Annotated in this window: 23 protein-coding genes; all 23 read right to left on the bottom strand. The window is 45.9% G+C overall.

Going from position 1 to position 25397, the window contains the following annotated elements:
- Positions 1–2 precede the first annotated feature (2 nt).
- The 23 genes from ABFV83_RS01820 to ABFV83_RS01710 all read right to left on the bottom strand — a co-directional run bounded on the left by ABFV83_RS01820 (position 3) and on the right by ABFV83_RS01710 (position 25125).
- On the bottom strand, positions 3–1196 hold the full coding sequence (locus tag ABFV83_RS01820) for an FAD-binding protein (protein WP_349947243.1): 1194 nt from the start codon (positions 1194–1196) through the stop codon (positions 3–5).
- 11 nt (positions 1197–1207) lie between these two features.
- Positions 1208–1996, bottom strand: a complete 789-nt coding sequence (locus ABFV83_RS01815; protein ID WP_349947241.1) for an electron transfer flavoprotein subunit beta/FixA family protein — start codon at positions 1994–1996, stop codon at positions 1208–1210.
- Positions 1997–2012: 16 nt separating this feature from the next.
- Entirely contained in the window at positions 2013–3554 is a 1542-nt protein-coding gene (locus tag ABFV83_RS01810) for an L-lactate permease (RefSeq protein WP_349947240.1), read from the bottom strand.
- Positions 3555–3586: 32 nt separating this feature from the next.
- Entirely contained in the window at positions 3587–4570 is a 984-nt protein-coding gene (locus ABFV83_RS01805) for an electron transfer flavoprotein subunit alpha/FixB family protein (protein ID WP_349947239.1), read from the bottom strand.
- A gap of 12 nt (positions 4571–4582) precedes the next feature.
- Positions 4583–5359, bottom strand: coding sequence for an electron transfer flavoprotein subunit beta/FixA family protein (locus tag ABFV83_RS01800; RefSeq protein WP_349947238.1), 777 nt, complete (start codon positions 5357–5359; stop codon positions 4583–4585).
- A 17-nt stretch (positions 5360–5376) separates the two neighbouring features.
- Positions 5377–6513 (bottom strand): acyl-CoA dehydrogenase family protein, encoded by a 1137-nt coding sequence (locus ABFV83_RS01795; protein WP_349947237.1) that lies wholly within the window; start codon positions 6511–6513, stop codon positions 5377–5379.
- A 34-nt stretch (positions 6514–6547) separates the two neighbouring features.
- A complete protein-coding gene (locus tag ABFV83_RS01790; RefSeq protein ID WP_349947236.1) occupies positions 6548–7975 on the bottom strand; it encodes an FAD-binding oxidoreductase in 1428 nt (475 codons plus the stop codon).
- Positions 7976–7996: 21 nt separating this feature from the next.
- Positions 7997–9292 carry a nickel-dependent lactate racemase gene (gene larA, locus ABFV83_RS01785; protein WP_349947235.1) on the bottom strand — a complete coding sequence of 432 codons (1296 nt, stop codon included), beginning with the start codon at positions 9290–9292 and terminating at the stop codon, positions 7997–7999.
- 22 nt (positions 9293–9314) lie between these two features.
- Positions 9315–10154: a 3-hydroxyacyl-CoA dehydrogenase NAD-binding domain-containing protein gene (locus tag ABFV83_RS01780; protein ID WP_349947234.1), complete on the bottom strand. Its 840-nt coding sequence runs from the start codon at positions 10152–10154 to the stop codon at positions 9315–9317.
- Between the two features lie 49 nt (positions 10155–10203).
- Positions 10204–10980 carry an enoyl-CoA hydratase-related protein gene (locus tag ABFV83_RS01775; RefSeq protein ID WP_349947233.1) on the bottom strand — a complete coding sequence of 259 codons (777 nt, stop codon included), beginning with the start codon at positions 10978–10980 and terminating at the stop codon, positions 10204–10206.
- 40 nt (positions 10981–11020) lie between these two features.
- Positions 11021–12202, bottom strand: a complete 1182-nt coding sequence (locus ABFV83_RS01770) for an acetyl-CoA C-acetyltransferase (protein ID WP_349947232.1) — start codon at positions 12200–12202, stop codon at positions 11021–11023.
- Positions 12203–12252: 50 nt separating this feature from the next.
- The gene (locus ABFV83_RS01765) at positions 12253–13665 is read right to left on the bottom strand and encodes an AMP-binding protein (RefSeq protein ID WP_349947231.1); all 1413 of its coding nucleotides are present in this window, start codon (positions 13663–13665) and stop codon (positions 12253–12255) included.
- Position 13666: 1 nt separating this feature from the next.
- The gene (locus tag ABFV83_RS01760) at positions 13667–14866 is read right to left on the bottom strand and encodes an acyl-CoA reductase (protein WP_349947230.1); all 1200 of its coding nucleotides are present in this window, start codon (positions 14864–14866) and stop codon (positions 13667–13669) included.
- Positions 14856–15932, bottom strand: a complete 1077-nt coding sequence (locus ABFV83_RS01755; protein WP_349947229.1) for an acyl-protein synthetase — start codon at positions 15930–15932, stop codon at positions 14856–14858. Before ABFV83_RS01755 ends, ABFV83_RS01760 begins: the two co-directional genes overlap by 11 nt.
- Positions 15933–15950: 18 nt before the next feature.
- A complete protein-coding gene (locus ABFV83_RS01750; protein ID WP_349947228.1) occupies positions 15951–16187 on the bottom strand; it encodes an acyl carrier protein in 237 nt (78 codons plus the stop codon).
- Between the two features lie 6 nt (positions 16188–16193).
- Positions 16194–16919 carry a MaoC family dehydratase gene (locus ABFV83_RS01745; RefSeq protein ID WP_349947227.1) on the bottom strand — a complete coding sequence of 242 codons (726 nt, stop codon included), beginning with the start codon at positions 16917–16919 and terminating at the stop codon, positions 16194–16196.
- A 20-nt stretch (positions 16920–16939) separates the two neighbouring features.
- Positions 16940–17830 (bottom strand): LysR family transcriptional regulator, encoded by an 891-nt coding sequence (locus ABFV83_RS01740; RefSeq protein WP_349947226.1) that lies wholly within the window; start codon positions 17828–17830, stop codon positions 16940–16942.
- A gap of 142 nt (positions 17831–17972) precedes the next feature.
- On the bottom strand, positions 17973–18296 hold the full coding sequence (locus ABFV83_RS01735) for a hypothetical protein (RefSeq protein WP_349947225.1): 324 nt from the start codon (positions 18294–18296) through the stop codon (positions 17973–17975).
- A 21-nt stretch (positions 18297–18317) separates the two neighbouring features.
- Positions 18318–19631, bottom strand: a complete 1314-nt coding sequence (locus ABFV83_RS01730; protein ID WP_349947224.1) for an acetyl-CoA hydrolase/transferase C-terminal domain-containing protein — start codon at positions 19629–19631, stop codon at positions 18318–18320.
- Positions 19632–19635: 4 nt separating this feature from the next.
- Positions 19636–20952, bottom strand: a complete 1317-nt coding sequence (locus ABFV83_RS01725) for an acetyl-CoA hydrolase/transferase C-terminal domain-containing protein (RefSeq protein WP_349947223.1) — start codon at positions 20950–20952, stop codon at positions 19636–19638.
- 121 nt (positions 20953–21073) lie between these two features.
- Positions 21074–22522: a 4-hydroxyphenylacetate 3-hydroxylase family protein gene (locus ABFV83_RS01720; protein ID WP_349947222.1), complete on the bottom strand. Its 1449-nt coding sequence runs from the start codon at positions 22520–22522 to the stop codon at positions 21074–21076.
- 116 nt (positions 22523–22638) lie between these two features.
- Complete coding sequence (locus tag ABFV83_RS01715; RefSeq protein ID WP_349947221.1) at positions 22639–23754, bottom strand: 4-hydroxybutyrate dehydrogenase; 1116 nt, start codon at positions 23752–23754, stop codon at positions 22639–22641.
- 12 nt (positions 23755–23766) lie between these two features.
- Positions 23767–25125 (bottom strand): aldehyde dehydrogenase family protein, encoded by a 1359-nt coding sequence (locus ABFV83_RS01710; protein WP_349947220.1) that lies wholly within the window; start codon positions 25123–25125, stop codon positions 23767–23769.
- Positions 25126–25397: the final 272 nt, after the last annotated feature.

Below are 25397 nucleotides of genomic sequence, written 5' to 3'. Positions count from 1 at the left end.
GATTATACTCCTTTCTTCTCTTTTATCCGTGCAATCAGTTTAGGGAGAATTTCATAGAGATCGCCTACCAGACAATAATGAGCTGATTTAAAGATCGGTGCCTTGGGGTCGTTGTTGATTGCAAATATGGCATCTGAATGGTTCATGCCGGCCACAAACTGAATGGCGCCGGAAACTCCACAGGTGATGATTAACTTCGGCCTGACAGTACGGCCGCTTAAGCCGATCTGATATTTTGCATCCAGCCAGCCGGATTCTGCCATTGGCCTGGTGCATGCCACCTGGCCTCCCGTAAGATCTGCCAGCTCCCGGAGCATGCTTAAATCCTCTTCTTTTTTCACTCCTCTTCCTGCAACCACCAGAACTTCAGAGTTCTCAATAAAGGACTCCTTCTCCTTTGGCAGAATGTCAATGACATCCACATGACAGACAAGCTTCCCCTTATCCATATCACAATCCACGATCTCCCCCGATTTAACTTCCGAACGGGCCGGGGCATTCATGATTTTATACCGGACTGTAGCGATCTGAGGACGATGGTTTGGAGTCTTGATATGAGCCATAATGTTGCCGCCAAAGGCTGGCCGGATCTGGGATAAATCCGTATTTTCATTCATTTCCAGAATGGTACAATCCGCAGTCAGGCCGGTTTTCATTCTGGCAGCCACTCTTGGCGCAAGCTGACGTCCTACGGTGGTTGCTCCTACCAGAATGGAGGAGGGCTTGACCTTTTTGATAAAATCTTCAAAGACTGCTGTATAGGGCTCTATTTTGAAACGAGCCAGCTCTTCTTTATCATATAGGAAGACTTTATCAGCTCCGTAATGGAGGATTTCTTCACTTTTTTCACGGATATCCTTTCCCATGAACAGAACATATACCTCCTGCCCGGTAACTGCTGCCATCTCCTTTGCCTTTCCAATCAATTCAAAGGTGACCGGATGAATGTCGCCATCTACATGGTCTGCATAAACAGCAATTCCCTTCCATTCATCTTTGTTGATCTCGGTCTTTTTTACGTCCTCCACATACTCTACTGCGCCTTCAGGACCCTTTTTTACACAAAGGCGGCACATCTTGCAGGCAGCATTTACAATAACTTTTCCATCCTGCTCCTCCAGCGCTCCAAAGGGACATATTTTTATCAGTTCCTGATGATCAGGAATTCTCTCCTGATGTATGATTAACCTTGCCATCTCTTCACCTCCTAAACAAATTTCAGCTCTTCAATCTTGTCAAATAGCTTTTTCGCAAGCACGTCTCCTGTTTCATCCCATACTTCCTTTTTATCGTTTGTTTCCGGAGGGAAGATCTTCTGTACCTGAGTGGGCGATCCGTTAAGACCGTAATTCATTTCGTTTTTATCCTTTATATCATCAAGGGTAAGGACCTGAATCTGTCTGTCCTTTGTCTCTGATTTTTTTACATAGGACGGGAGTCTTGGCTGAAAGATATCTTTATCCACTGCTAAAAGGCATGGGAATTTTACTTTCGCTACCTCCACCTCATCGGGAAGATCCATATCTACCGTAATTCCATCTTCTTCCAGCTTCCGGATTCTCACCACATTGGATACGCTTGGAAGATTTAACCACTCCGATATTTCCGGGCCTACCTGCGCGGTGTCCCCGTCTGTGGTCTGCTTACCGCAAAGAATTAAGTCATACTCCCCCATTGCCTTAATTCCCTGTGCCAGGGTATAGCTGGTCGCAAGGACATCGGCTCCTCCAAAACGTCTGTCTGACAAAAGCGTTCCATGATCTGCTCCCATGGAAAACGCTTCTTTAATGACCTGCATGGCCTGAGGAGGTCCCATGGAAATAACGTCAACAATACCTCCCATTTTCTCTTTGATCCGAAGGGCCGTTTCAATGGCATACAAGTCATAGGGATTCATCTTTGAAGCCGCTCCGTCTCTTTTTAACACGCCTGTAACAGGATCCACCTCAACTTTATTGCTATCAGGTACCTGTTTGATACAAACAAGGATCTTCATTCTTTTTCTTCCTTTCCTAATAAACCCTACTTCCAAAATACGCGATACCGCCGGCAATTATAATGAAAGCAGCGCTGAATTTCACTGCTTGATTCAATACCTTGCTCTCACTGCCTAACAAATTGGCTGCCGCAGCGCCAATGGCTATGCACTGAGGGGATATGATTTTACCGATGGTGGCACCTACGGTACTTGAGGCAACCAGCCAGACCGGACTGATGCCCAGGTTTGCAGCCGTCTGAGCCTGCAGGCTGCCGAACAGAACACTGGAAGAAGTCCCGCTTCCTGTTACAAATGCACCCAACGCCCCCACAAGGGGAGCTGCAAAAGGATAGAAGCTTCCTGTCAGTGCCAGCATCGTGCCTGCAATGGCGGCAATCATTCCGCTGTATCCCATAATTTTTGACATGGCCAATATGGTAACAATGGTCAGGATTGTTTTCCACATCTGTTTTATGGTACTGATAAATACCTTCCCCATAAGTCTGAAATCCGCTCCCTGTATCTTACCGCCGATCACTGCCGCTGCTGCAATCAAAACACCCGGTGTTGCCAGCCAGACAAAGGTATATGGCTTTGCTCCCTCCCCTGTATAAATGGGAACTGACGTTTTAACAGCGGAAAGCATCTGATTTACAGGCGGAACCATTGGGGAAGTAAGGAGTAAAAATACAAAGATTAAAAGAAAAGGCATCCAGGCTTTCACTGCTTCCCTGCCCGTTATTTTATTTTTCCCGTTAGATTTATTGCCCTCAATCTCATATTCCGGGTCTGGATTTTTAAACCATTTCTTCACAACACCAATGGTAATTGCCATGGAACAGATGGAACCGATGATCACCGGAAGCTCCGCCCCAAGAAAAGCTGCTGCAAGAAGCTCCGGTACCGCAAAAGATATTCCAGAAATAAGGGCAACCGGCCAGACTCCTTTTAATGCCTTTACCGATTTTCCGATGATGCACACCATAAGAAAGGGTGCGATCAAAATAAACGGAGTTAACTGAAGGGCTGCCGAAAATGCCACTTCCCCACTTGGAAGTTCTGCGATCTGGGCTGCAGTGACCGTAGGGATTCCTACGGAACCAAATGCCGTTGGAGATGCATTGGCAACCAGACATGCTGCCGTTACCCCAATCGGAGGAAAGCCCATACCGCACAGCATGCTGGCCGGAATTGCAATTGCAGTTCCAAAGCCTGCCATGCCTTCCATAAAGCCTCCAAAGCACCAGCCGATGATCAGGAGCAGAATCCGCTTATCCCTGGATACTCCGGCCAGAATCTGTTTGATGCAGTCCATGCTTCCGGTTGCAATGCAAAGATTATATGTAAAAATGGCTGCAAGAATCACCAGGCTAATTGGCCATAGCGCAAGAGCGATCCCCTCTAAGCCTCCGGTCAGGCAATCTGCTGCCGGCATTTTAAAGAATGTCACAGATAGTACAATGGCAATTACCAGTGCAATGGGACAGGCTTTAAATGCCGGAAGCTTCAGCAGGCTCAATGCAATCATAAGCCATAAAATAGGTGATAATGCCAAAAGAAAGATTATACTATTCATAAATGCCCCCAATACAACTTTCATGGTTCTCCCTACAGTGACTGAATCTTTTTGATCTCCTCGATCAGGAGAGGGATTACCTTGACTGCATCACCAACAATCCCTACATCCGCAATATCAAAAATAGGAGCATCCTCATCTTTATTGACTGCCACAATATATCCTGAACCGATCATACCGGATACGTGCTGGGTCGCCCCTGATATCCCGCAGGCAATATATAGTTTCGGTGCCACAATTTTTCCAGACTGTCCTACCTGGTGGGAACGGGGTACCCATTCTGCCTCAATAGCCGGTCTTGTTGCCCCCACAACACCATGACAGGCTAAGGCAAGCTCCTCCACCAGTTTAAAATTCTCCTTGCTTCCCATCCCACGGCCGCCGGATACGATGACCTCCGCTTCCTCAAGGTTTACCGCTTCTGCCATTTCTTTTACCACATCAACGATCCTCGTGTAAACAGATTCTTCTGATTCCACCTTCTCTTCCATAATTTTACCGGTTCGTTCCGCCAGAAGTTCCTTTACAAAGGCCCCTGATCTGACGGCTGCAACTGCCGGCGTCCCCTTTATGACAAGATCATTGAGAATCGTCCCCCCGTAAACCGGGCAGGTAAAGATAAGGCTTTGGTCTCTGTCCGATATATCCATTACATCCATAGCACAGCCCGTATGCAGTGTTCCTGCAACCATGGAAAGAAGATCTTTTCCCACAAGAGTTCCTGCTGAAAGAATCAGGAAAGGCTTAAATTTCTCTGCCAGTTTTGTAAGGACTGTTCCGTATTCCTCCATCTGATAACTCTCTTTTTTTACAATTACCGCTTTGTCTGCTCCTGCCATAATAGCAGTACGGGCCGCATCCACCAGATCTCTGCCGATTAAAACAGCAATTACCTCTTCTCCCCTGGCTTCTGCCAGCTTATGGGCTTTTGTAAGCACCTCCAGCGCACCGCCCACAGGAGTATCAGAAACGGTCTCAACATAAACCATAATATTTTTTCCATTTGAAACACTCATTTCTTTTTCCTCCTAAAAGATCCTGGCCTCTGCCATGACTGACATCGCCTGCGCAACTGCCTCCTGCGGGCTGTCCGCTTTTATTTTAATGCCTGCTGCCCGCTTTTCCGGTTCAAACACCCGGAGAACCTTTAGCATGCTGTCCCCTTCCTCAGAAGGTGTTAATTCCTTAATCTCCTTTTTTCTGGCAGCCATCTTACTTTTAATGGTGGGATACCTGGGATCGTAATTAGGCTTCTGAACCGTAACCACACAGGGAGCAGGCACTTCCATAATCCGATAGCCTTCCTCTGTTTCCTGCTTTATTTTCATCATGCCATCCCCAGGCTCTACCTGGATTACATTGGTTGCTGCCGGCAGGGAAAACTCTTTCGCCAGAAGAAGTCCAACCTGGCTGGAGGCATAGTCTGTAGATTCCTTTCCGCAGAAAATAAGATCAAATTTTTTGCCCATATTTTCTTCTATTTCATTGGCTGCTTTCCTTAATATCCTTGCAATACTTAAGGGATCCAGAGACTCTGCATTTTCATGATTTATCAGATATGCACCGTCTGCGCCCACGGCGAGACAGTTTTTCAAAGAATTTTTTACACTTTCATTCCCAATAGAGATCACTGTAATTTCACCGCCCAGGGCTTCCTTTAATCTGGCAGCCATTTCAAGGGCATAGGTATCGAAGGCGTTCACCACCGGTGTCACTCCCTCCAAAGCCGGTTCTTTTGTTGCCGGATCCAGGGAGATTTCCACGGAGTCATCGGGTACCTGCTTGATACAAACTAACATTTCCATGATTGGCACACTCCTTTTTATTTCCCAATGATATTGCCTGCAATAACAATTCTCTGGATTTCATTGGTTCCCTCAAAGATCTGGAATATCTTCGCGTCTCTTAACAGCTTTTCTACCGGATATTCCCGGCTGTATCCATAACCTCCAAACATCTGGATGGCTTCCGAAGCCACCTCCATGGCAATGTCTGAGGCATAGCACTTGGCAATGGCAGATTCCATAGTATAGGAAAGTCCCATATCCATCCTGGTCAGTGCATGGGCTACCATCTGGCGGGCAGTCTCCGTCTTGATCTGCATATCGGCAACTTTAAACTGCATGGCCTGGTTTTTGATCACAGGTTTCCCGAACTGGATTCGTTCTTTCCCATACCCAACAGCCTCATCAATGCCTCTTTGGGCAATGCCTGCCGCAATACAACCCATCCAGGTACGGGCCTGATCCAGTGTCTTCATTGCAATGGAAAATCCCTTTCCTTCCTCACCGATTAAGTTGGAGGCCGGTATCCTTACATCCTCCAGAACAACATCACAGGTATTAGAGGTCCTGATTCCCATCTTGTTTTCTTCTTTCCCTGTGCTAAGTCCCGGAGTACCTGCTTCCACAAGGAACATGGACATTCCTTTTACACCTTTTGTCTTATCTGTCATTGCAGTGACACAATAAAAGGAGGCAACTTCTCCGTTGGTGATGAAGCACTTTCTTCCATTTAGTATGTATTGGTCTCCAGCCTTTACAGCAGTTGTCTTGCCTGCTCCTGCATCAGAGCCTGCCCCTGGTTCTGTCAGGCAGAATGCACCAAATCCTCCTTCCAAAACCATTTCACACACACGTTCTTTCTGTTCCCTGCTGCCTGCAATCAACACAGGTTTTAAGGCAAGGCCGCTGGCCGAAATTGTGGTGGCAAAGCCTGCATCTGCAATTGCCATCTGCTCGATCAAAGCAGCCACATCCACACGGCTTAATCCAGGTCCTCCGTATTCCTCCGGAATCTCCAGAGCCTGATAGCCCTGTTCAATTGCCTTATCATAAATAATCTTTGGCCATTCTCCGGATACGTCGTACTCCTTACACGCCTCCTTCACTTCCTTCTCACAGAAATTTTTCACATCCTGCAATAAGTCCTGCGCTTCTTCTGATATCAAATATGCCATTTTGCTCTCCTCCTGGTCAAATAAATTTAATGTTTTAAAGTTTATAGCAGATTTTTCCGGGATTCAAAATCATCTTTGGATCAAATACTTCCTTGATGCCCTTCATGAGGCGCATGCTTGTTTCACCTGCAAAAGCTGCCAGATACTCCATCTTGCCATAACCAATGCCGTGTTCACCGGAAATAAGACCTCCGCATTCCGATGCTTTTTTGTATATAATATCCATAAATTCTGCTACCTGCCCTTTGAATTCCTCTTCCTCCATTTCATTGGCACAGGTATAGATGTGTAAGTTTCCATCTCCTGCATGGCCAAAGCTCTTTATGGAAAAATCATACCGGTTTTCCAGTGATTTAACAAAGGAAAGATAGGAAGGGATCTGATTTACCGGCACTACTACATCACACTCATCCAATAGCTTTGTTTCCGCCTCAATGGCTTCCAGGAAGGTACTTCTGGCTTCCCAGGCTTCCTTCTTTTTCACCGGCGTATCTGCCACCAGGACGTCTACGGCTCCTTCCTCCAAAACCACTTCTGCCGCCTGCTCCGAAAGTTCTTCTAAAAGCTCCAGCTTATCACCGTCAAAAGTGATGAGTAAGTAAGCGCCGATATCAACGCCATCAACTTCCTTTGGAAATACATTCTTTCCCAGATAGCGTTCCGAGGAAAGAACAATTTCTTTCTCCATGAACTCCAGTGCCTGGGGTTTTAAGCCGGCCATGAATATTTTAGGCACAGTCCCGATACAGTCCTTTAGATTTTCAAAGGGAACAATAAGGCTTATGGTTTCTTTGGGCGCCGGAATTACCTTAAGAGTCAGTTCGGTGATAATCCCAAGGGTTCCTTCCGAGCCGATCATTAAATGAATCAGGCTGTAGCCGGTAGAGCTCTTGGAAACAGGCGCACCCAGACTGATGATTTCGCCCGTAGGAAGCACCACGGTCATGGCTCTTACATACTCTCTGGTACAACCGTATTTGACGGCCCTCATACCGCCTGCATTTGTTGAAACATTACCTCCCAGGGTTGCAAACTTTTCCCCTGGATCCGGCGGATATAAAAGTCCCTGACGCCTGGCATCCTCCGCAAGATCATTTAACAGAACGCCGGGCTGGACACGGACAACAAAATTTTCCCTGTCATAATCAAGGATCCGGTTCATCTTACTCATATCAAGTAAAACTCCGCCGTGAAGGGCAACTGCCGCTCCCGTAAGGCCGGTTCCTGCTCCCCTTGGAATCACTGGAACATTGTTTGAAAAGCACAGCTTTACAATGGCAGCAATGTCCTCCGTACTGGTGGCTTCAATTACCACATCCGGAATGCCTTTTCCATAGATCGGCATCTCATCGTGGAAATAATCCTCATTCATTTCTTCTTTCTCATGAACTTTACCCGGAACAATTTTCTTAAATTCCTCTATGAGTTCCGGGGTAACTTTGTTGTAAGTTACTTCTTCCATCTTATTTCTCCTTTACGGTAATTACCAAGTCTGTCTGCTCCTGACGATTACGGAAACCCCGTCAGGAATGACCGTAATTTTCCCATCTGCCTTACCCAGATAATGATCTGCCATGGAAATTGCCTCTTCCACGCTGTCTGCATAATCCATCTGCATGTTACGGACCATTTCCCCGGGAGCCTGAGTGACCATGATCACCTTATATTTTAAGAGAATTCTGCACAGAATCTGTGCTTCCCACTGATCCGGCACGGTTTGATCCCGGGGCGTATAAAGAAACCGGTTCATGATTGCATCCTTCTCTTCTCCCCCTGCAAAGGTATCATAAAGGGACTGGCCTCCATGGCCGTCGCTGCAGCTTGATACCATGATGATGACACCCCCGGGATTGCAGGTGGCCTCTGCTGCCGTCATGCCTTTTACCGACTGGTATATATTCTGGTCCAGGGGATATCCGCCGTTGGTAGTGATTACAATATCTGCCGGAATGGCATCCACTCCTGAGAGCTGGTCCACAAACTTGCAGCCTTCCTTATGAGCTTCGTTGAAATGGCCCGCATAGGCCTTTATGACTTTCTTATTTTCATCCAGCACTACATTGACAATAAAAGCAAGTTTTGCCTGTTCTGCGGCATAGACCATATCCCTATGTATGGGATTTCCCTCCAGAATACCGGTTCTTGCATATGGACTGTCAATAAACTCAGAGCAGTGGTTTGCCATGACCGTTACCCCGCTTGAGACTCCCGGCAGCACGCTTTTTCTTCCGCCGGAAAAGCCTGCAAAGAAATGAGGTTCTATAAAGCCTTCCGATATAAGAATATCTGCCTCTGCCGCTATCCGGTTAATCAAAAGCTTTCCCCCTGAGGGAAGAGTGTCTATGAAAACCATATCCTCATCCTTCTGGCTTTCATGAACAACAAAATGGATATCCGTCCTGTCAACAATTTCCTGACCGAACTTATCAATCAATTCCTCCCTGGTGGTGGATCTGTGAAATCCGGTGGCAATGAGGATTGTAAGCTGCGCCTGAGGATTTCCTTCTTTGATTTCCTCTATGACCGCAGGCGCTATCACCCGGCTTGGAACCGGCCGGGTATGGTCGCTTGCTATCATGACAATGTTCTTCTTACCCTTAACCAGTTCTTTCAGCCTTGGGGAGTGAATGGGATGTTCCATGGCCTTTCGGACCAGTTCCTCTTCCCCACCCTCTGCCTGATAGCTGTGAGCCCCTGACATAAGCAGCCCGTTTAATCTGCTGTCAGGAATATTTAAACTGATTTTTTCCCTTCCAAAGGGCAGCTTCACAACCGCCATATTTCTTTCTCCTCCTTATCCGTTATCTTTTGTATTGATAGAAACCGCTTCCTGTTTTCTGTCCAAGCTTTCCGCCCCGTACCATTTTCTTAAGCAGAGGATGGGGACGGTATTTGGGATCTCCGGTTTCCGAATAAAGCACTTCCATAATGGCAAGAACCACGTCAAGCCCGATTAAGTCTCCCAGTTCCAAAGGTCCCATGGGATGGTTGGCTCCCAGCTTCATGGCGCTGTCAATTCCCTCCGGGTCTGCAACTCCTTCTGCATAGATTCCGATTCCTTCATTGATCATGGGTATGAGAATCCTGTTTACCACAAATCCTGCGGCCTCCTCTACCTGTACAGGGACCTTTCCTATGTCAGCGGCTATTTTCTTGATTTCTGCAATCATTTCAGGAGGAGTGTTAAGTCCTGCAATGACTTCCACCAGCTTCATAACCGGCGCCGGATTGAAAAAATGCATTCCAGCAACAGGCCGGTCAAGCCCTGCCCCAAGCTCTGTGATGGAGAGTGAGGACGTATTGCTTACAAACATTGCTTCTTTTTTGCATATATCCTGGAGTTCCTGAAACGTCTGTTTTTTTACTGCCATATCTTCTATGGCTGCTTCTACCACCAGGTCACAGTCCTGGAAGATACTGATTACTCCTGTTTGAATTTTGGACAGAACGGCTGCAGCACTTTCCTGTGTCATTTTTCCTTTTGCGACTCTCCGTTCCAGGCCCTTTGCAATTTTCTTTTTTCCATTTGCCGCAAACTCTTCACTGATATCGCATAAAAATACTTCATATCCCTCTGTCTGGGCAAAGGCCTGGGCAATTCCTGACCCCATGGTCCCTGCACCTATAATTCCGACTTTCATCCCATATCCCTCCTTCTATGTTTGTATGAGTTGGGATAAATCTCCCCTCTTATTTCATAAGAAACGTTCTCTCTTTCCGTTTTTCAAGAAATGCTCCCATTCCTTCCTTTTGATCCAGGGTCTCAAAGCAGTCTCCGAAAAGCCGTTCTTCAATGGCAACCGCCCGATCCATATCCACCTGAAGACCGTCATTGACGGCTTTTTTACAATTTCTCACCGCAATGGGAGCATTGTCAGCAATTCCTTTTGCCATCTTTTTTGCCTCAGAAAGCAGCTCCTTTTGAGGGTATATGGCATTGACAAGACCAATCCGGTAAGCTTCCTCTGCCTTTATATTTCTTGCAGTAAATATCATCTGTTTCGCCATTCCGGGGCCAATGATTCTTGCCAGCCTCTGGGTGCCTCCAAAACCGGGGGTAATGCCAAGACCTGCTTCCGGCTGTCCAAATACGGCATTTTCAGAACAGATCCGTATGTCGCAGCTTAAACAGAGTTCGCAGCCTCCGCCAAGAGCAAATCCATTGACTGCAGCTATGACCGGAAGGGGAAAGGTTTCCAGACGGCGGAAGAGATCGTTTCCCCTTTTTCCAAAGGCCTCTCCTTCCTTTTTTGTGAAGGTACTCATTTCTGCAATGTCCGCTCCCGCCACAAAGGACTTATTTCCGGCTCCCGTAAGAATCAATGCTCTGACCGAAGCTGTGTCAATCTGGTTAAGAATCTGGTCAAGTTCCTCTAAAACCTGGCTGTTTAACGCATTTAAAGCATTGGGACGGTTAATGGTAATGATACTTATCATACCTTCCACTTCGTATGTAACAAACTCCATGTACCGACACCTCATTTCTTTCATTGCTATGTGAACCGCTTCATTCTCTTTTAACAATGGTGGCACAGCCCATACCGCCTCCGATGCAAAGGGTAGCAAGCCCCTTTTTCGCATCCCGTTTTTCCATCTCATGAAGCAAAGTCACAAGAATGCGGCAGCCGGATGCTCCTACCGGATGGCCAAGAGCAATGGCTCCGCCATTTACATTTACCTTTGACAGATCAAACTTTAAATCTTTGGCCACGGCTAATGACTGGGCCGCAAATGCTTCATTGGCCTCAATGAGATCAAACTCATCCACCGTCATATTGGTCTTTTTAAGAAGCTTCCTGGTTGCAGCCACCGGGCCCACGCCCATAATCTCAGGTGCTACGCCTGCAAGGGTACCTGCTTCCCAGTATGCCATGGGCTTAACGCCAAGCTCCTTGGCCTTTTCTTCACTCATGACTACAATTGCTGCCGCACCATCGTTTATACTGGAGGAATTGGCAGCCGTAACAACTCCATCCTTTTGAAAGGCCGGACGCAGTTTTGAGATTCCTTCCGCCGTTGTTCCGGGCCTTGGACCTTCATCCCGGTCAAAGACAATGGTTTCCTTTTTCTTTTTGATCTCCATTGGTACAATCTCTTCCTGAAAACGGCCGGATTCAATGGCTGCACAGGCCTTCATCTGACTGGAGGCTGCAAAACGGTCAAGCTCCTCTCTTGTAAGCCCCCACTGTTTCGCCACATTTTCTGCCGTTACGCCCATATGGTAATCACAAGATGCATCCCATAGTGCGTCATTTACCATGGCATCCATGAGCTGTCCGTGATTCATGCGGTATCCGAAACGGGCATCTTTTAAAAGATAAGGGGCCATGGACATATTTTCCGTTCCTCCGGCCACTACAATATCCGCTTCTTTGCACTGGATCATCTGGGCTGCCAGATTCACACAGTTTAACCCGGAACCGCATACCACATTGATGGTAACTGCAGGAGTCTCCACCGGAATCCCTGCCTTTAAGGAAGCCTGGCGGGCCACATTCTGTCCCAGACCAGCCTGGATCACGCATCCCATATAGACCAGATCAACCTGATCCGGCATGACTCCTGCCCGTTTTAATGCCTCACGGATAACGGCTGCTCCCATATCCTGGGGAGGAACTGTGCTTAATGCTCCTCCCATGGTTCCGATTGCAGTACGGCAGGCTCCTGCCAATACAACTCTTTCCCCCATAATAAGACCTCCTTTTCTATCAAATACAACCATGTCATAAGCTGCGTTCCTTATAAAAGCTCCTTGTAAAGAGTTTTTCCGGACTGGTTCTTCGGAATTTTATCCACCCGGCGGACCCCTATTGCCCTGGAATTTATTCCTGTCATCTGATAAAGATGTTCCAGGATCAGCTCCTCTCCGGATTCCTCCCTGTGATCTGTATAAATGACCAGATTGTCATCTGTTCCCACACAGGCAAAGTCAATTCCTTCAAAATGTTCCTTTAACAGCCGCTCTGCTTCATCAAGATTGACCCTGTTTCCAAACATTTTGATGAAACGTTTCTTTCTTCCAGTGATGTAGTAATAACCGTCCTGATCCCGTTTTGCCATATCACCGGTATGCAGAACGCCCTTCCATTCATCTTCTTTTATTAAATCCTCAGGACAGCAGGCATATCCAAGCGCTACATTCTCCCCTTCATACACCAGTTCTCCCTGGGTATCCGGTTCTTTGATTTCTTTTCCCTTATCATCCTCCAGCCAGAACCTGCCTCCTGGTATGGCAATTCCCATGCTCCCGCATCGCTCCACTGCTTTTGCAGCGGGCAGATATCCCATTCTTGCCGTGGCCTCTGTCTGCCCATACATAACAACAAATTGCTTTCCAGTCTTTTCTGCATAGGAAGCAAACTCTTTATGAAGGTTCATGGGAAGCTTTCCTCCTGCCTGTGTCATGGTCCGTAAATCCGGCAGATCCATCTGGAGAAACCCGATCCGTTTCAGAACCTGGTAGGTATAGGGAACTCCGCCAAAGGATGTGGCCTTTTTTTCCTTTACAAAATCCCAAAACGGCTGCTCTACCATACTGCGGACCGTAAGCAAAAGGGCTGCCCCCACTTTCACGTGGCTGTTGATGATGGATAATCCATAGGTGTAATTCATGGGCAGTGTGGTAACAGGTCTTTCCTTCTCATGGATGGAAAGATACTTGCAAATGGACTCTGCATTGGCATCGATGTTTCTTCCGCTCTGCCTCACAAGCTTTGGACTTCCTGTGCTCCCTGATGTAGTCAGAAGTAAGGAAAGCTCTCCGTAAAGGGAAGGTGAGAGCTTCTCCTTTCTGCGGCACAGACAGTATCCCTGTGTTTTCCATACGATCTCACATTCCTCTGCCTTTAAAATACAATCCTCCGGTATGTATAAAAAAGACGGGTGGTATTCACGGATCAGCCGCATTAAAAGCTCCTGGTTAATGTGTTTTTCCAACATCAAAGGAACCACCCCTGTTTTTAAGCAGCCCAGATACCCAAGGAGAGATCCAATGGTATTCTGGCATAATATAAAAATCAGTTTTTTTCCTCCGATATACCGGTAAAACTCCTCTGTAAAAAAATCCAGATCCCGGTATGTTACCGTCTGTCCGGCATCATCTGCTGCCAGCAGCCGGTCTTTGTATGATTTTTCTTCCTGAAACAGACACATATTACTCCTCCCAGACAATTTCCCTGGACAGCATCTCAATCAGATCCTGCCCATCCCATACAAGATCCATGTTCAAGGCTTCCCCTATGGGCACCACCCTGTGGATTCCATATAAATGGTTATTTATAATATAATCTGTCAGTTCCTCCCTGCGGATTCCGTAATACGTCACCGTCTGAAGCTTTCTGGCTGCCAATTGCCTGACCGCCGTCCGGTAATCTCCCTGGTACTCAAAAAACAATCCGCAGGTCCCACGGTACGTTTCCGGATTTGGAGGAATTTTAGAAAGCAGGACCGTATAAAGCAGGTTATCGTACTGCTCTATCCTTAAGATTTCCTCCGTTATCATGGCATATCTACATAAGGTCTCATATTTTTTCGTGGCCTTATGAGGGTTTAACTCATAAGCGGTTGCTTCTTTCCTTACGGCGTTCCACCATCTTCTGCGGATCTGTTCTGTCCTTTCCGTTTCCTCTTCCTGGTTCCAAATGACAAACTGAGGACTGGAGCAGGCATTCTGATCCATGGCATAAGCATCCTTTACAAATCCGTATGCCAGCGTTTGAAGTCCTTCATCAGGAATCGTTCCGATCCGTTCGGTATCCAGAATACAGATGGAATACCGGTCTGGAAACATGACCTGCACGGCATCCGGTCTTAGTTTCATTCCTCTGACCGATTGTATGGCCTGATCTCCTCCCCATACCATAAGACCATCGCATTCCTCCAGCCAGCATTTGACGATTTCATTATCTCTTTTACATGAAAAAACAGAAATCCGGTTTCTGACCAAAGAAAATTCCGGCCGGCCCAAAAGATTGTCAATTATTTCACATAGCTTTTGATCCTCATTCCGGCTTCTGGAAGAGATCCGTACCACGCAGCTGTTTCCAGCCAATAAACCGATGACCATACTGTAGGCAAACAACACGGGGACATTAGAAGAAACAATATGGAATATCACGCCTCTGCCTATGCGAAGTTTCCCATCCTCGTACCTCATCCGGAATTCCTCCATATGGGTCCTTCTTAACCAGAACCCAAAAGCCGGGATTTCACGGTACGTTTCAAACTCCCTTCTCCTTTTGCGTATTTCACCAGAAAGCTCTTCCAGAAAATCCAAAACAGGTTCTGAAAAAGGTTTTAACGGCTCAGCTTTTGGCTGGATTACTCCTGCCAGATATGTAACATCATCCATCATAGGTGTCACTGCACCCCCTTATCTCAGCCTGGCTTATTCTCCCCAATACTTTAAAATATTTTCCCAGACGGCCGCAGGGACAATCATCCTCTCCCAGAATGATTCCCTCATCCTCCGTAAGTATGGAGTGCCCGGGATAAGAAAGGGCAAGGGGAGAAAGTACCTGTATGATCCCTTTTTCTCCATGGGAACAAACGCCAAAATCCTTTACCCGTCTGGTTATGATATCGGAATATAAGCTTGCATGAAGGTGACCCTGGGGACATTCCATATAGATACTGCCTGTCTGTTCTGCCATTCCATAATAATTATGAATTTCCTTTATCCCGGACACTTCCCTGATCCTCTCCTTAAATTCATGTGGGGAAACCGATTGATCCTCAAGCTTTTTAAATCCTCCCCCATGAATAAGGATTCCTTCCGGAATATCCAGCTTCTGTCCGGACTTTGCAAGGGCCTGATAGAAATACTTCCAGATTATATAGGTAAAACCAAATATCAGGATCCGTTTTCCCGTATAACGGTCCAGAAATTGTTTGATTCTTTCCATATCAAGGTTCATATCCTGGTCCAGCCCATAACAGATTCTGGAGGAAAAAATGGAAAATCCAAGGATTCCCGCTCCTCTGGCCGAAAACAGGTTTCTATTTTTTAATACATCCGGACTGTCCAGGACCAGAAGGGGAAGTCGTTCCTCTCCCCAAAAGTCTCCTCCAATATTTGCCAGTGCCCTCTGCTGGTAGTTTGCCGTATCCCTGTCCAGATAAATTCTTGATACCGTCTGCCCTTTTGTTCCGGAAGAAGTCATGGTCTTAAATACTTTGTCGCCTGGAATGCTGATTAAGTCCATTTCCTTAAAAAGTCCAACCGGAAGCATAGGAATCTCTTCCTCTCTCATCTGACCATGTTCCCGAATCATAAGGTGTTTCAACAATTGTCCGTATGAAGGGCAGTGTTTTCTGTGATAATCCGTCAATTCTGTCAGCCATTCTCCGTACATCAGTTTTTTCTCATCCTTTGCTGCGGAAAACGGCTTCCTGCTCAGAATGCCTTCATAATCCATCATGAATGGCTTCCCCCTTTTTTAAATCACAACACCGTATTTTGCCAAAACTTCTTTTCCTTTTTCGTAGGATGAAAAAGCCATTACATCCGAAGTACTGATATGGATATCAAAGGTCTCCTCCAGATCTGAAATCAGATCCATATGTCCCAAAGAATCCCAGGAATTGGTTCCTCTGTATTTCAGACCAGGAAGGTCCTCTTCCTTTACTCTTAAAGCCCGGATAAATAACCGGTTGTAAGTCTCCAGATTTGTCATAAAATCTCACTCCTTTTCTCCTGCCACGGCAAACAATGTTTTCATCATCATCTGCCTGCTCCTGACTGTAAGAACTCTTTCTCCGTGCTGATTTTTACAGGTACCGAAAAAAAGTCCGATGTAACAATTTTCCTGTTCCTCAAAGGACACAAACTGGACGGTAATTTCTACCGTGTCCCCGCAAAAAACCGGCCGTATGAATCTGGTATTGTGTTCCATGTACACCGTTCCGCTTCCGGGAAGACTTGTTCCCATAAGGGCGGAAACCAGGGAATCAATGAACATTCCATGAGCCGGCGGTCTGTCAAATCCAGTTTTTAAAGCGACCTGTGTATCCTGATGAAGCCTGCTTTCATCCTTAGTCAGCCTGGCAAACATTTCTATATCCTCTTTCGTTATGGTTCTCTTTGCCGCTGCCGTTTCATGAAGATGCAGCATTCTTTTTTCCTGGGACAGGGAGGGAGTTTTCCCATTTGATTTTAAAAGCTCCTGCTCCATCTGTCTGAAGCTTTCTTCATCCCATACCACAGCCACCTTGTAACGTGCTTTTAAATTTTTCACTTCCGCACATCTTCTGCTGCAGCCGCAGACCACCACCCAATAATCGCAGACTTCGTCTCCCTTTGGTGTCACGTATTCATGCCCAGGATTTGTTTCTCTTAATTTTCCGACTCGCTTTGCCCTGTCATATACAGGATTGCAGCCCCCGCAGTACTTAATCCCAATTACCATCTCCACCTCCTAAAACCTGACTACTTCTGGCATTCCAGCATGCTTTGCAGTTCCTCGGCCACAGTGCCTAAGGGCCTGTTGCTGTCACTGACAATGCAGATCTTACGCTCAGGAATCTGTTCATGAAGCTTTATTTCCAGAATATCCTTTGCCTCAAGGAATGGTCCGGCAAACTCCTCCGGCACAAACCCGATTCCAAGATTCTTTCGGATAACCGGAATAATAAGATCCATAGTAGCCACCTCAATGGCCGGCTGCATGGTAAGGCCGCAGGAACGGTAGAACTCCTGAAGAAAGCCAAAGGTGGTGGTGGTACTGGACATGGTGATAAGAGGAAGCTTCACTACCTCTGAGAGGAACATTTTCCTCTCCCCATATTCCTTATACATCCTTCCACCCACCAGAATGCTCTTAAAGGATTTGACTTCAACTACCTTTAAGCTCTGTTCATAGTCAATAGGGTTTGTGATAATCGCCAGATCTATCTTTCCGGCTTTCAGTTCACTGAGCGTCTGCTTCGTATTATAATTGAAGATATTAAGCTTCACCTGAGGATACTGTTCCTGGAAAACCTTCAGTTTTTCTACCAGGTAAGACCGCATAGCCACCTGAGTTACCCCTACATTGATATGGTCATGCTGCTCTCCCAGCAATTCTCTCAGCGTTTCTTCCCCCTGCATCAGTTGTTTGCATGCAGGAGCCACATAGCTGTAGAGATGTTCTCCTTCGGCTGTCAGCGTGACGCCTTTTCTGGATCGTATAAACAGCTTGCACCCCAGCATGCTCTCAAGATTCTGCATGCAATATGTAACTGATGGCTGGCTCGTTACCAAGGCATTTGCGGCTCTGGTGAGATTCTTGTATTTGGCTACATAGTAAAAGACTTTATAATGCTCAAAATTAGCAGTCATACCATCACTTCTTTCATAAAATATTCATATAGCAATCTCCATTGGCAAACTGTCTCCGCATTGGCAGGCCATTATGCCAAGGAGGTTACTATGGATACCACAATTACACAAATCGAATCTTTTCCTGATGCAAAGGCAAGGCTTACTTCCCCTGCTCTCTTTCTTTATCTAATCTTACATTTCTGCTATAAAGCCACATATCGAATGTAATTTCAATAAAATTTAAAAAGTAAAAGAACCAGGATAGAAAAAACAGCCAGTCATTCCCTGAAGGGGATGATCCATACAGCAAAAACTTTCTTACAATTCCAAATATGTATCCCAGCCAGATGAAAATTTCAAAAGAAAGACTTTTCCCTTTTGCAGTTCTGGACACATAAGACTTATGAATGGAAAACGGCCAGGATAAGCCAAAAAACACAATCATAAGCGTTTCCAGCAAATTAGAAATCATAATAATATTCATATATCCCCTCCTTTGTTTTCACTACACTAAAAGCACTTCCCCAAACCGCTTTTCAAATTCTCCTGATAATTCTTCCCGGAAGGCCGGTGCCGCAATTTTTATCAGTTCCCTTGCCCGTTCCCTTAAGGATTTTCCTTTTAAATGGGCAATTCCATATTCCGTCACAATATAATCCACATCGTTTCTGCTGGTGGTAACCGCTGCCCCCTCTGCCAGAAACGGTACAATCTTAGAGATGGTTCCTCCCTTTGTGGTAGCGCCAAAGGCAATGATTGACCGGCCTCCCTTTGAGGCAGAAGCCCCTCTTACAAAGTCCACCTGTCCTCCTACTGCTGAATATTGCTTTAGACCGATGGCTTCCGCACATACCTGACCCATGAGATCAATCTGCAATGCGGAATTTATGGATACCACATTATCATTCTGGCTTATGACAAAGGGATCATTTACATAGCTGACCGGCATCATACAAATGGCAGGATTGTCGTGTACAAAATCATACAGTCTTCTGGTGCCCATCATAAAGGTTATGACCATTTTTCCCCTATCAATGTTTTTCTTTTTCCCGGTGATTGCCCCTTTTTCATAAAGATCTATGATGCCGTCGGAAATCATCTCTGAATGAATCCCAAGATCCCTCTTATCCCCCAGGAATTTTAAAACTGCATCCGGAATTGCTCCGATTCCCAATTGGAGACAGTCTCCATCCCGCACAAGGCTGGCGATGTTTTCTCCTATCTTTTCCTCTACTGCTCCGATTACCGGACGGCCATGCTCATGAATCGGCTCATTGCTTTCCACAATGGCTTCTAATTTGCTGACATGGATAAAATTATCTCCCATAACCCTTGGCATATTGGGATTGACCGCTGCAATTACCCTGGTGCCCGGCTGCTCTCCCACTTCTTTTGCAAAGTCACAGGAAAGGCCGTAGCTGCAGTAACCGTGTTCATCGGGCGGTGATAAGGTTACTAAAAATACATCCGCAGAATTAACCTGTGTTACATAATTTGGTATCCGGTTGAAGAAACAAGGGGTGAAATCGCCCTTTCCGTCTGCTATATAGCTTCTGCTGCGCGAGCCTACAAACAGGGATGTGTATTTAAAATGTTTCTCCATTCCAGGTTCAAAAAACCTGCAGGCTCCCATATCATGCTGCTGGACAATATGAATGCCCTTTAAATCCTCCTGAGCCGCATGATCAACCATTGCGCTCACAAGCAGATCCGGTTCTGAAGCCGCATGAGCAATTAACACCGTATCCCCTGAATGAATGAGTTTTACAGCTTCCTGAGGGGATTTCATCTTTGAAGCATAGATTTTTTTCCAGTCCACGTAGCTACACCTCCTGATATTTTTCGGCAAAACGTCTTTCGAATTCCTCTGCCAATCCGTCCTTAAACTGAGGAGCTGCAATACGGATCAGCTGACGCGCCCTTTCTCTTAAAGTATTACCCTTCATTTTTGCAATTCCATATTCGGTTACAATATAATCCACATCATTTCTGGAAGTTGTTACCGTAGCTCCCTGGGTCAGGAACGGCACGATCTTTGAAATGGTTCCTTTTTTCGCAGTGGCAGGAAATGCTAATATAGCTCTTCCTCCCCTGGAAAAAGATGCTCCGCGGATAAAGTCGACCTGACCGCCGATTCCGGAAAACTGTTTTAAACCCATGGCCTCAGAGCAGGCCTCTCCCATGAGATTTACTTCCACCGACGAGTTAATGGAAACCAGATTATCATTTCTTCCAATGATCGTAGGATGATCGACATAATCCACCGGAGCCATGTATAGGCCAGGATTGTCGTCTGCAAAATCATAGAGTTTCCGGGTTCCCATAAGAAATGACACCACCATTTTATCCCGGTTAAAATTCTTTGCGCTGCAATTAATTACTCCACGCTCATAAAGGTCAATCACACCATCTGAAATCATCTCAGAATGAATGCCAAGATTTTTCTTATTTCCAAGGAATTTTAAAACTGCATCCGGAATGGCACCGATTCCAAGCTGCAGACAGTCACCGTCATGCACCAAAGATGCGATGTGTTCTCCGATTGCCATCTCAACATCGCCGATGCGGGGAAGCCCAAGCTCCGGAATCGGAGTATCATCCTCCACAATCACATCGATATCGCTCACATGGATAAAGCTGTCTCCCATGGTCCTTGGCATATTGGGATTCACTACAGCGATCACCTTTGCCCCTTCCGCCTCTGCTGCCGGTTTTGTATAATCGCAGGATACTCCAAAGCTGCAATAGCCATGTTCATCAGGCAGGGATAAGGTGACCAAAACCACATCAGGCTTTTTTACATTCTGGTAAAAATAAGGAGTCTGGTAAAAATAACATGGCGTAAAATCCCCGCGGCCGCTGTTTACGCAGTCTCTTGTATTTGCTCCCAAAAACAGGCTGTTTTCTCTGAAATGCTTTTCCATACCAGGCTGTGCATAAAGAGAATGCCCCATATCCACCTGCTGAAAAATTTCAATATCTCTTAAGTCAGCCTTTACCGCATAATCCACCATTGTGTCAACCAGCTTCATCGGTTCCCCTACTGCATGCCCTATTACCACACGGTCACCTGATTTTATAAGCTGCACGGCTTCTTCCATGGTTTTAAGTCTTGATAGATATATCTCTTTCCAGTTCATACTTATGTAACCTCCCTGACACAATATTTTGATATGAAAATATCCGCCATAAATCCAGTCCCATATGTTTATGGCGGATATTCCTCTTCAATAAGCCGCATACATTCAAGCTTCTATTTAATTAATCCTTAATTTTAGCTATGGCTTTTGCAAGCTCTTTCTTTCTTCCAATGTTGCCCTGGCGGGAAATCATGATTCTCTGCGCCTGGGGAGAACCGGCGCCATGGAGAGATTCAGTTCTGTATCCCACAGCTGCCGTACCAAGAGTCAGATTTTCAATCAGACGGAGAATCCTTAAACGGTTTTCTGTCGAGACTCCCTCAACTCCCTTTAAGTACTTCTCCACATAGCCGCCGATGACCGGATCATTTAAATCCTTTTCAGACGGCGCCGTTACCATAAGACCGCCGGCAATGTCTTCTGCCAGACGTGCAATCTCATATGGAAATCTGGTGACGTTCTGCTTACATACATTGGCCAGCAGAAGGTCAATGATGTAATTTCCGGATTCTGTCGGAGTTCCTTCTGCGGAACAGGCAATGCCGCAGCAATACAGGGTCTCATTTAAATGAGTCATTTCAATCAGTTTATCCTTGATATGGGAAGCCTTGGGCACTCCATTATAATCTGCCGCCAAAGCGGTTGCACCGATTAAAACATCACCGACTCCTACCTTGCACCCGCCGTAGGACTGTCTGTGGTATCCTGCAAAACGTTCCACCAGAACACCAGCAAATTCATATTCTCCATCCAGGAAGATACGGTCATTGGGGACAAATACATCGTCAAATACAACCAGCGCTTCCACTCCTCCGAATTCGCTGTTGCCCACATCGATCTGGCCTCCTTCCAGCTTTCTGGTGTCACAGGACTGTCTTCCGATTATCATTGTAATTCCGGCCGCATCCGTTGGAACCGCAAAGGATACCGCAAAATCCTTATCATCAGGCCCCATGGCAACGGTAGGCATTACAATTACTTCCTGGGAATTGATAATACCGGTCTGATGTGCTTTGGCACCTCTTACAACGATCCCGTCTTTCTTTCGCTCCACCACTCTCAAATACATATCCTGATCCGGCTGATCATGAGGCGCCAGCCCCCTGTCACCCTTTGGATCCGTCATGGCTCCGTCTACGGTTAAATCCTCATCCTGAACCATTCTTAAATATTTTTTGAAGTTCTCGTGATAATGGGTTCCATGCTTTTTATCAATCTCATAGGTGGTGGACCATTCCGCATTAAATGCATCCATACCTACACACCGTTGAAAGCAGGAAGCCGTCTTCTGACCGCAAAGTCTCTGCATCTTTACCTTTTTCATCAGATCATCCGTACTTCTGTGAATATTGGCAAACCGGTTGATCTTGCGCCCATCTTCTAAAGTCACTGTCATTAAATCTTCATATTCCGGCATCTGAGCCAGATCATAAGTGGCCTTTACAGAATTAAGGGACGGTCTTAGAATCGGATTGTCAATGGGTTTATCAATTTTTTCTCCAAACATGTAAACATTCAGTTTCATTCTGCGCATGCTTTCCACATACTCTTCCCCTGTCATCAATGCCATAACCATCTTCTCCTTTTTTTAACTTTGCAGACTGTCTTCCAGCCTTGTCAATCGGATATTCGCAATCCGCTTCACTACTTACTTGATGAGAGTAAAGTGTGATTGCATCATTAAGATCAAAATAGCTCTTTGTAAATCTTAAGGACTCTTTGTGCATCTAAGGGCACAAAATTATTTGCCATAAGCCTTCCCTGCCGCTCCATGACACTCTTTGTAAACACCTCAAGATCTTCCGGTTTTACGCCGTATTCATGAAGAGGCTTTTTAGGAAGAATGGTCCCGAGCAGCTCATCCAGCTTGTCATAAACGTTTTGGACACCGCATCCCAAAAGTCTTGCCAAACACTGGTTCATCACAGCAATTTCTCCATCCTGGCGTATTTCCATATAATTTTTCAGAACACCTGTAAACATGGCGTAATTGCTTTCCCCATGGGCCACATGATAGGTTCCTCCAAGTGGATAGCTGGTGGCATGAACAGCCGCACATCCTGCTGTTCCAAAAGCAATTCCGGCATAGTTGCTTGCAATCAGGAAATCCTTCATAATCGGTATCCTTGCTTCCCTTCCCTCTGCCGCAATCTTCTGATATCCCCTGATAATCATCTCAATGGCTTTGTAGCCAAACAGCTTTGTATAAGGGGTGGCTTTTGGAGAAAGGCTGGATTCCACTGCATGAACCAGTGCATCAATGGAGCTGGTGGCAAACACCCCGAAGGGAAGTCCCTTAAGAAGCTCCGGTACAAGCACCGCATCATCCGCATACATATGCGGAGATACCAGTCCTACCTTAGTCCCCAGTCTGGTCCGGTTAATGATGGAAATATTGGTTACTTCACTTCCCGTCCCACAGGTGGTAGGAAGAATCACCAGGTCTCGTTTCTTTTCTATCTTCTCCGGCGCATTATAAAGAGAATCCAGGGATTCTCCGGCTGACACAGCCAGAATCTTTGCAATGTCAATTACCGTACCTCCGCCTATGGCGACGATCCGTTTGCAGTCAGTCTTTGCTGCTTCTTCTAAAATCGCATCTACCATGACATCCGTAGGTTCTCCTGTACCATAGGTTTCCTGAAAGATTGTATGTACCTTTAAGCACATAGCACCAAAATACGGGTTATATATGTATTCATTAGTCAATACCAGATCATCGCTTCCCAGATTAAAATCCTCAGCGAATTCAGAACAGGTTTCGTAATATGAAATCTGGGATTTTAAAATAACTTCCTTCATAAACGGGCTCTCCTATGCAAAAATTTCTTCATCAGACGGCTGTTTCCAATCTTTTCTGACAAATGCGATACGGCTCTTATTCATCAGATGAGTATAGAATAGATTCTCGCTGATGGCATTGTTCCCCCAGCTTCCGCAGCCAAGAGTTGTGGTGGGGTTCAATGCATTTGCAAAAGCACCTCCGGCCATGCTGGAACAGGTCTGATTCACAACCACACGGCTTACAGGCAGCTTCACACCTGCATATTCGATATGTGCTTTATCATCAGACTGAATATCTGCCGAGTGGCCTTCTCCTTCTACCAAAAGGTTATCATAAGCAATCTGCACTGCCTCTTCCCATGTCTTATAGCTGTAGGCCGCCATCACGGGGCACATCTTTTCCTTGCTCCATGCCACACCGGCACCATGCCTTTCCGGCTTGACGATAATGACCTTTGTTCCCTCAGGAACGGAAATACCCGCCAGTCCTGCAATGGTCTTAACCGACTGTCCGACCACGTATTTATTAATGACGCCGCCCGGGAATACGACCTCTGACAGACTGGCTACCACTGCCGGATCATCGATATAATAAGCGCCCTGAGCTTCAAACTCTCTGATAATGGAGTCATAATCCTTTTCAGGTGCAATGATGCTCTGGGTACCGGAACAGATGATTCCATTATCAAAGATACGGCTGGCTATCATACGGCCTGCTGCTGCCTTGTAATCGATCCCTTCATCAATCAGTCCCTGGACATTTCCAGGCCCAACTCCATAGCTTGGTTTTCCGCTGGAATAAGCTGATTTCACAACCCCCATACCTCCGGTTGCAATGACTGCATCACAGGCTGACATCAGTTCTGTGGTCAGATCAATGGTAGGCTCTTCAATTACCAGAAAGATATCTCTGGGAACGCCCATGCGGTCTAACTCCTTATAATAAAGCTCTGCCAGCGCCATAGCACATTTTTTGCCGCGGGGATGAGGAGCTATGATAATGGTATTCTGGCATTTGACTGCAAATATGGCATTGCACATGGGTGTTACAACCGGGTTGGTGCATGGAGTCGCAGCTGCGATGACTCCCATGGGCTTTGCTACTTCAATGAGACCTGCCTCCTCATCTCTTCCAATGATGCCGATGGATTTCTTTCCTTTGAGCGAATTCCAGATAATTCTTGATTTGCCCTTATTTTTAGTAATCTTGTCCTCGTATACACCCATTCTGCTTTCCTCTGCGGCCAGCTTTGCCAGCGGCTGCGCATGATCGAAAACAACCTTTGCGAACATTTTTACAATTTCGTCTGTCTTTTCCTGATCATAAGTGCATAAAATCTGTTGTGCCTTTTTGGAACGTTCTACCAATGACTGAATAAATTGATTCATTTTGGTTTCCTCCCTACTTGTTATTAGTGATTTTTTTAACATTGTTTCTTATACTAGTTTAACTCTTATTCTCAATAATTAAAAATACTAGTTTTTTATCATAAACGATAGAATTTTTATATGCCACTTTTTATGCATTTTATACAATAATTTATAAGTCTATTATGAAAGCGTTATATCTATACGTGTTTTTTATTTTGTTTTTGTTATCTTTATTGACAAAACCACCAAATACAAATTTGCTTAAAAGAACTGGTTTATAGTGCTTTCCG

Source organism: Lacrimispora sp. BS-2, assembly GCF_040207125.1.
Lineage (GTDB): Bacteria > Bacillota > Clostridia > Lachnospirales > Lachnospiraceae > Lacrimispora.
The sequence above is the reverse complement of the archived record's forward strand: the minus strand, read 5'-3'. Positions and strand labels throughout refer to the sequence as shown.

What these genes read in the sequence shown, in the direction of transcription:
- ABFV83_RS01820 (WP_349947243.1), bottom strand. Translation starts at nt 1,196, where the DNA reads ATGGCAAGGTTAATCATACATCAGGAGAGAATTCCTGATCATCAGGAA.
- ABFV83_RS01815 (WP_349947241.1), bottom strand. Translation starts at nt 1,996, where the DNA reads ATGAAGATCCTTGTTTGTATCAAACAGGTACCTGATAGCAATAAAGTT.
- ABFV83_RS01810 (WP_349947240.1), bottom strand. Translation starts at nt 3,554, where the DNA reads ATGAATAGTATAATCTTTCTTTTGGCATTATCACCTATTTTATGGCTT.
- ABFV83_RS01805 (WP_349947239.1), bottom strand. Translation starts at nt 4,570, where the DNA reads ATGAGTGTTTCAAATGGAAAAAATATTATGGTTTATGTTGAGACCGTT.
- ABFV83_RS01800 (WP_349947238.1), bottom strand. Translation starts at nt 5,359, where the DNA reads ATGGAAATGTTAGTTTGTATCAAGCAGGTACCCGATGACTCCGTGGAA.
- ABFV83_RS01795 (WP_349947237.1), bottom strand. Translation starts at nt 6,513, where the DNA reads ATGGCATATTTGATATCAGAAGAAGCGCAGGACTTATTGCAGGATGTG.
- ABFV83_RS01790 (WP_349947236.1), bottom strand. Translation starts at nt 7,975, where the DNA reads ATGGAAGAAGTAACTTACAACAAAGTTACCCCGGAACTCATAGAGGAA.
- larA (WP_349947235.1), bottom strand. Translation starts at nt 9,292, where the DNA reads ATGGCGGTTGTGAAGCTGCCCTTTGGAAGGGAAAAAATCAGTTTAAAT.
- ABFV83_RS01780 (WP_349947234.1), bottom strand. Translation starts at nt 10,154, where the DNA reads ATGAAAGTCGGAATTATAGGTGCAGGGACCATGGGGTCAGGAATTGCC.
- ABFV83_RS01775 (WP_349947233.1), bottom strand. Translation starts at nt 10,980, where the DNA reads ATGGAGTTTGTTACATACGAAGTGGAAGGTATGATAAGTATCATTACC.
- ABFV83_RS01770 (WP_349947232.1), bottom strand. Translation starts at nt 12,202, where the DNA reads ATGGGGGAAAGAGTTGTATTGGCAGGAGCCTGCCGTACTGCAATCGGA.
- ABFV83_RS01765 (WP_349947231.1), bottom strand. Translation starts at nt 13,665, where the DNA reads ATGTGTCTGTTTCAGGAAGAAAAATCATACAAAGACCGGCTGCTGGCA.
- ABFV83_RS01760 (WP_349947230.1), bottom strand. Translation starts at nt 14,866, where the DNA reads ATGATGGATGATGTTACATATCTGGCAGGAGTAATCCAGCCAAAAGCT.
- ABFV83_RS01755 (WP_349947229.1), bottom strand. Translation starts at nt 15,932, where the DNA reads ATGATGGATTATGAAGGCATTCTGAGCAGGAAGCCGTTTTCCGCAGCA.
- ABFV83_RS01750 (WP_349947228.1), bottom strand. Translation starts at nt 16,187, where the DNA reads ATGACAAATCTGGAGACTTACAACCGGTTATTTATCCGGGCTTTAAGA.
- ABFV83_RS01745 (WP_349947227.1), bottom strand. Translation starts at nt 16,919, where the DNA reads ATGGTAATTGGGATTAAGTACTGCGGGGGCTGCAATCCTGTATATGAC.
- ABFV83_RS01740 (WP_349947226.1), bottom strand. Translation starts at nt 17,830, where the DNA reads ATGACTGCTAATTTTGAGCATTATAAAGTCTTTTACTATGTAGCCAAA.
- ABFV83_RS01735 (WP_349947225.1), bottom strand. Translation starts at nt 18,296, where the DNA reads ATGAATATTATTATGATTTCTAATTTGCTGGAAACGCTTATGATTGTG.
- ABFV83_RS01725 (WP_349947223.1), bottom strand. Translation starts at nt 20,952, where the DNA reads ATGAACTGGAAAGAGATATATCTATCAAGACTTAAAACCATGGAAGAA.
- ABFV83_RS01720 (WP_349947222.1), bottom strand. Translation starts at nt 22,522, where the DNA reads ATGGCATTGATGACAGGGGAAGAGTATGTGGAAAGCATGCGCAGAATG.
- ABFV83_RS01715 (WP_349947221.1), bottom strand. Translation starts at nt 23,754, where the DNA reads ATGAAGGAAGTTATTTTAAAATCCCAGATTTCATATTACGAAACCTGT.
- ABFV83_RS01710 (WP_349947220.1), bottom strand. Translation starts at nt 25,125, where the DNA reads ATGAATCAATTTATTCAGTCATTGGTAGAACGTTCCAAAAAGGCACAA.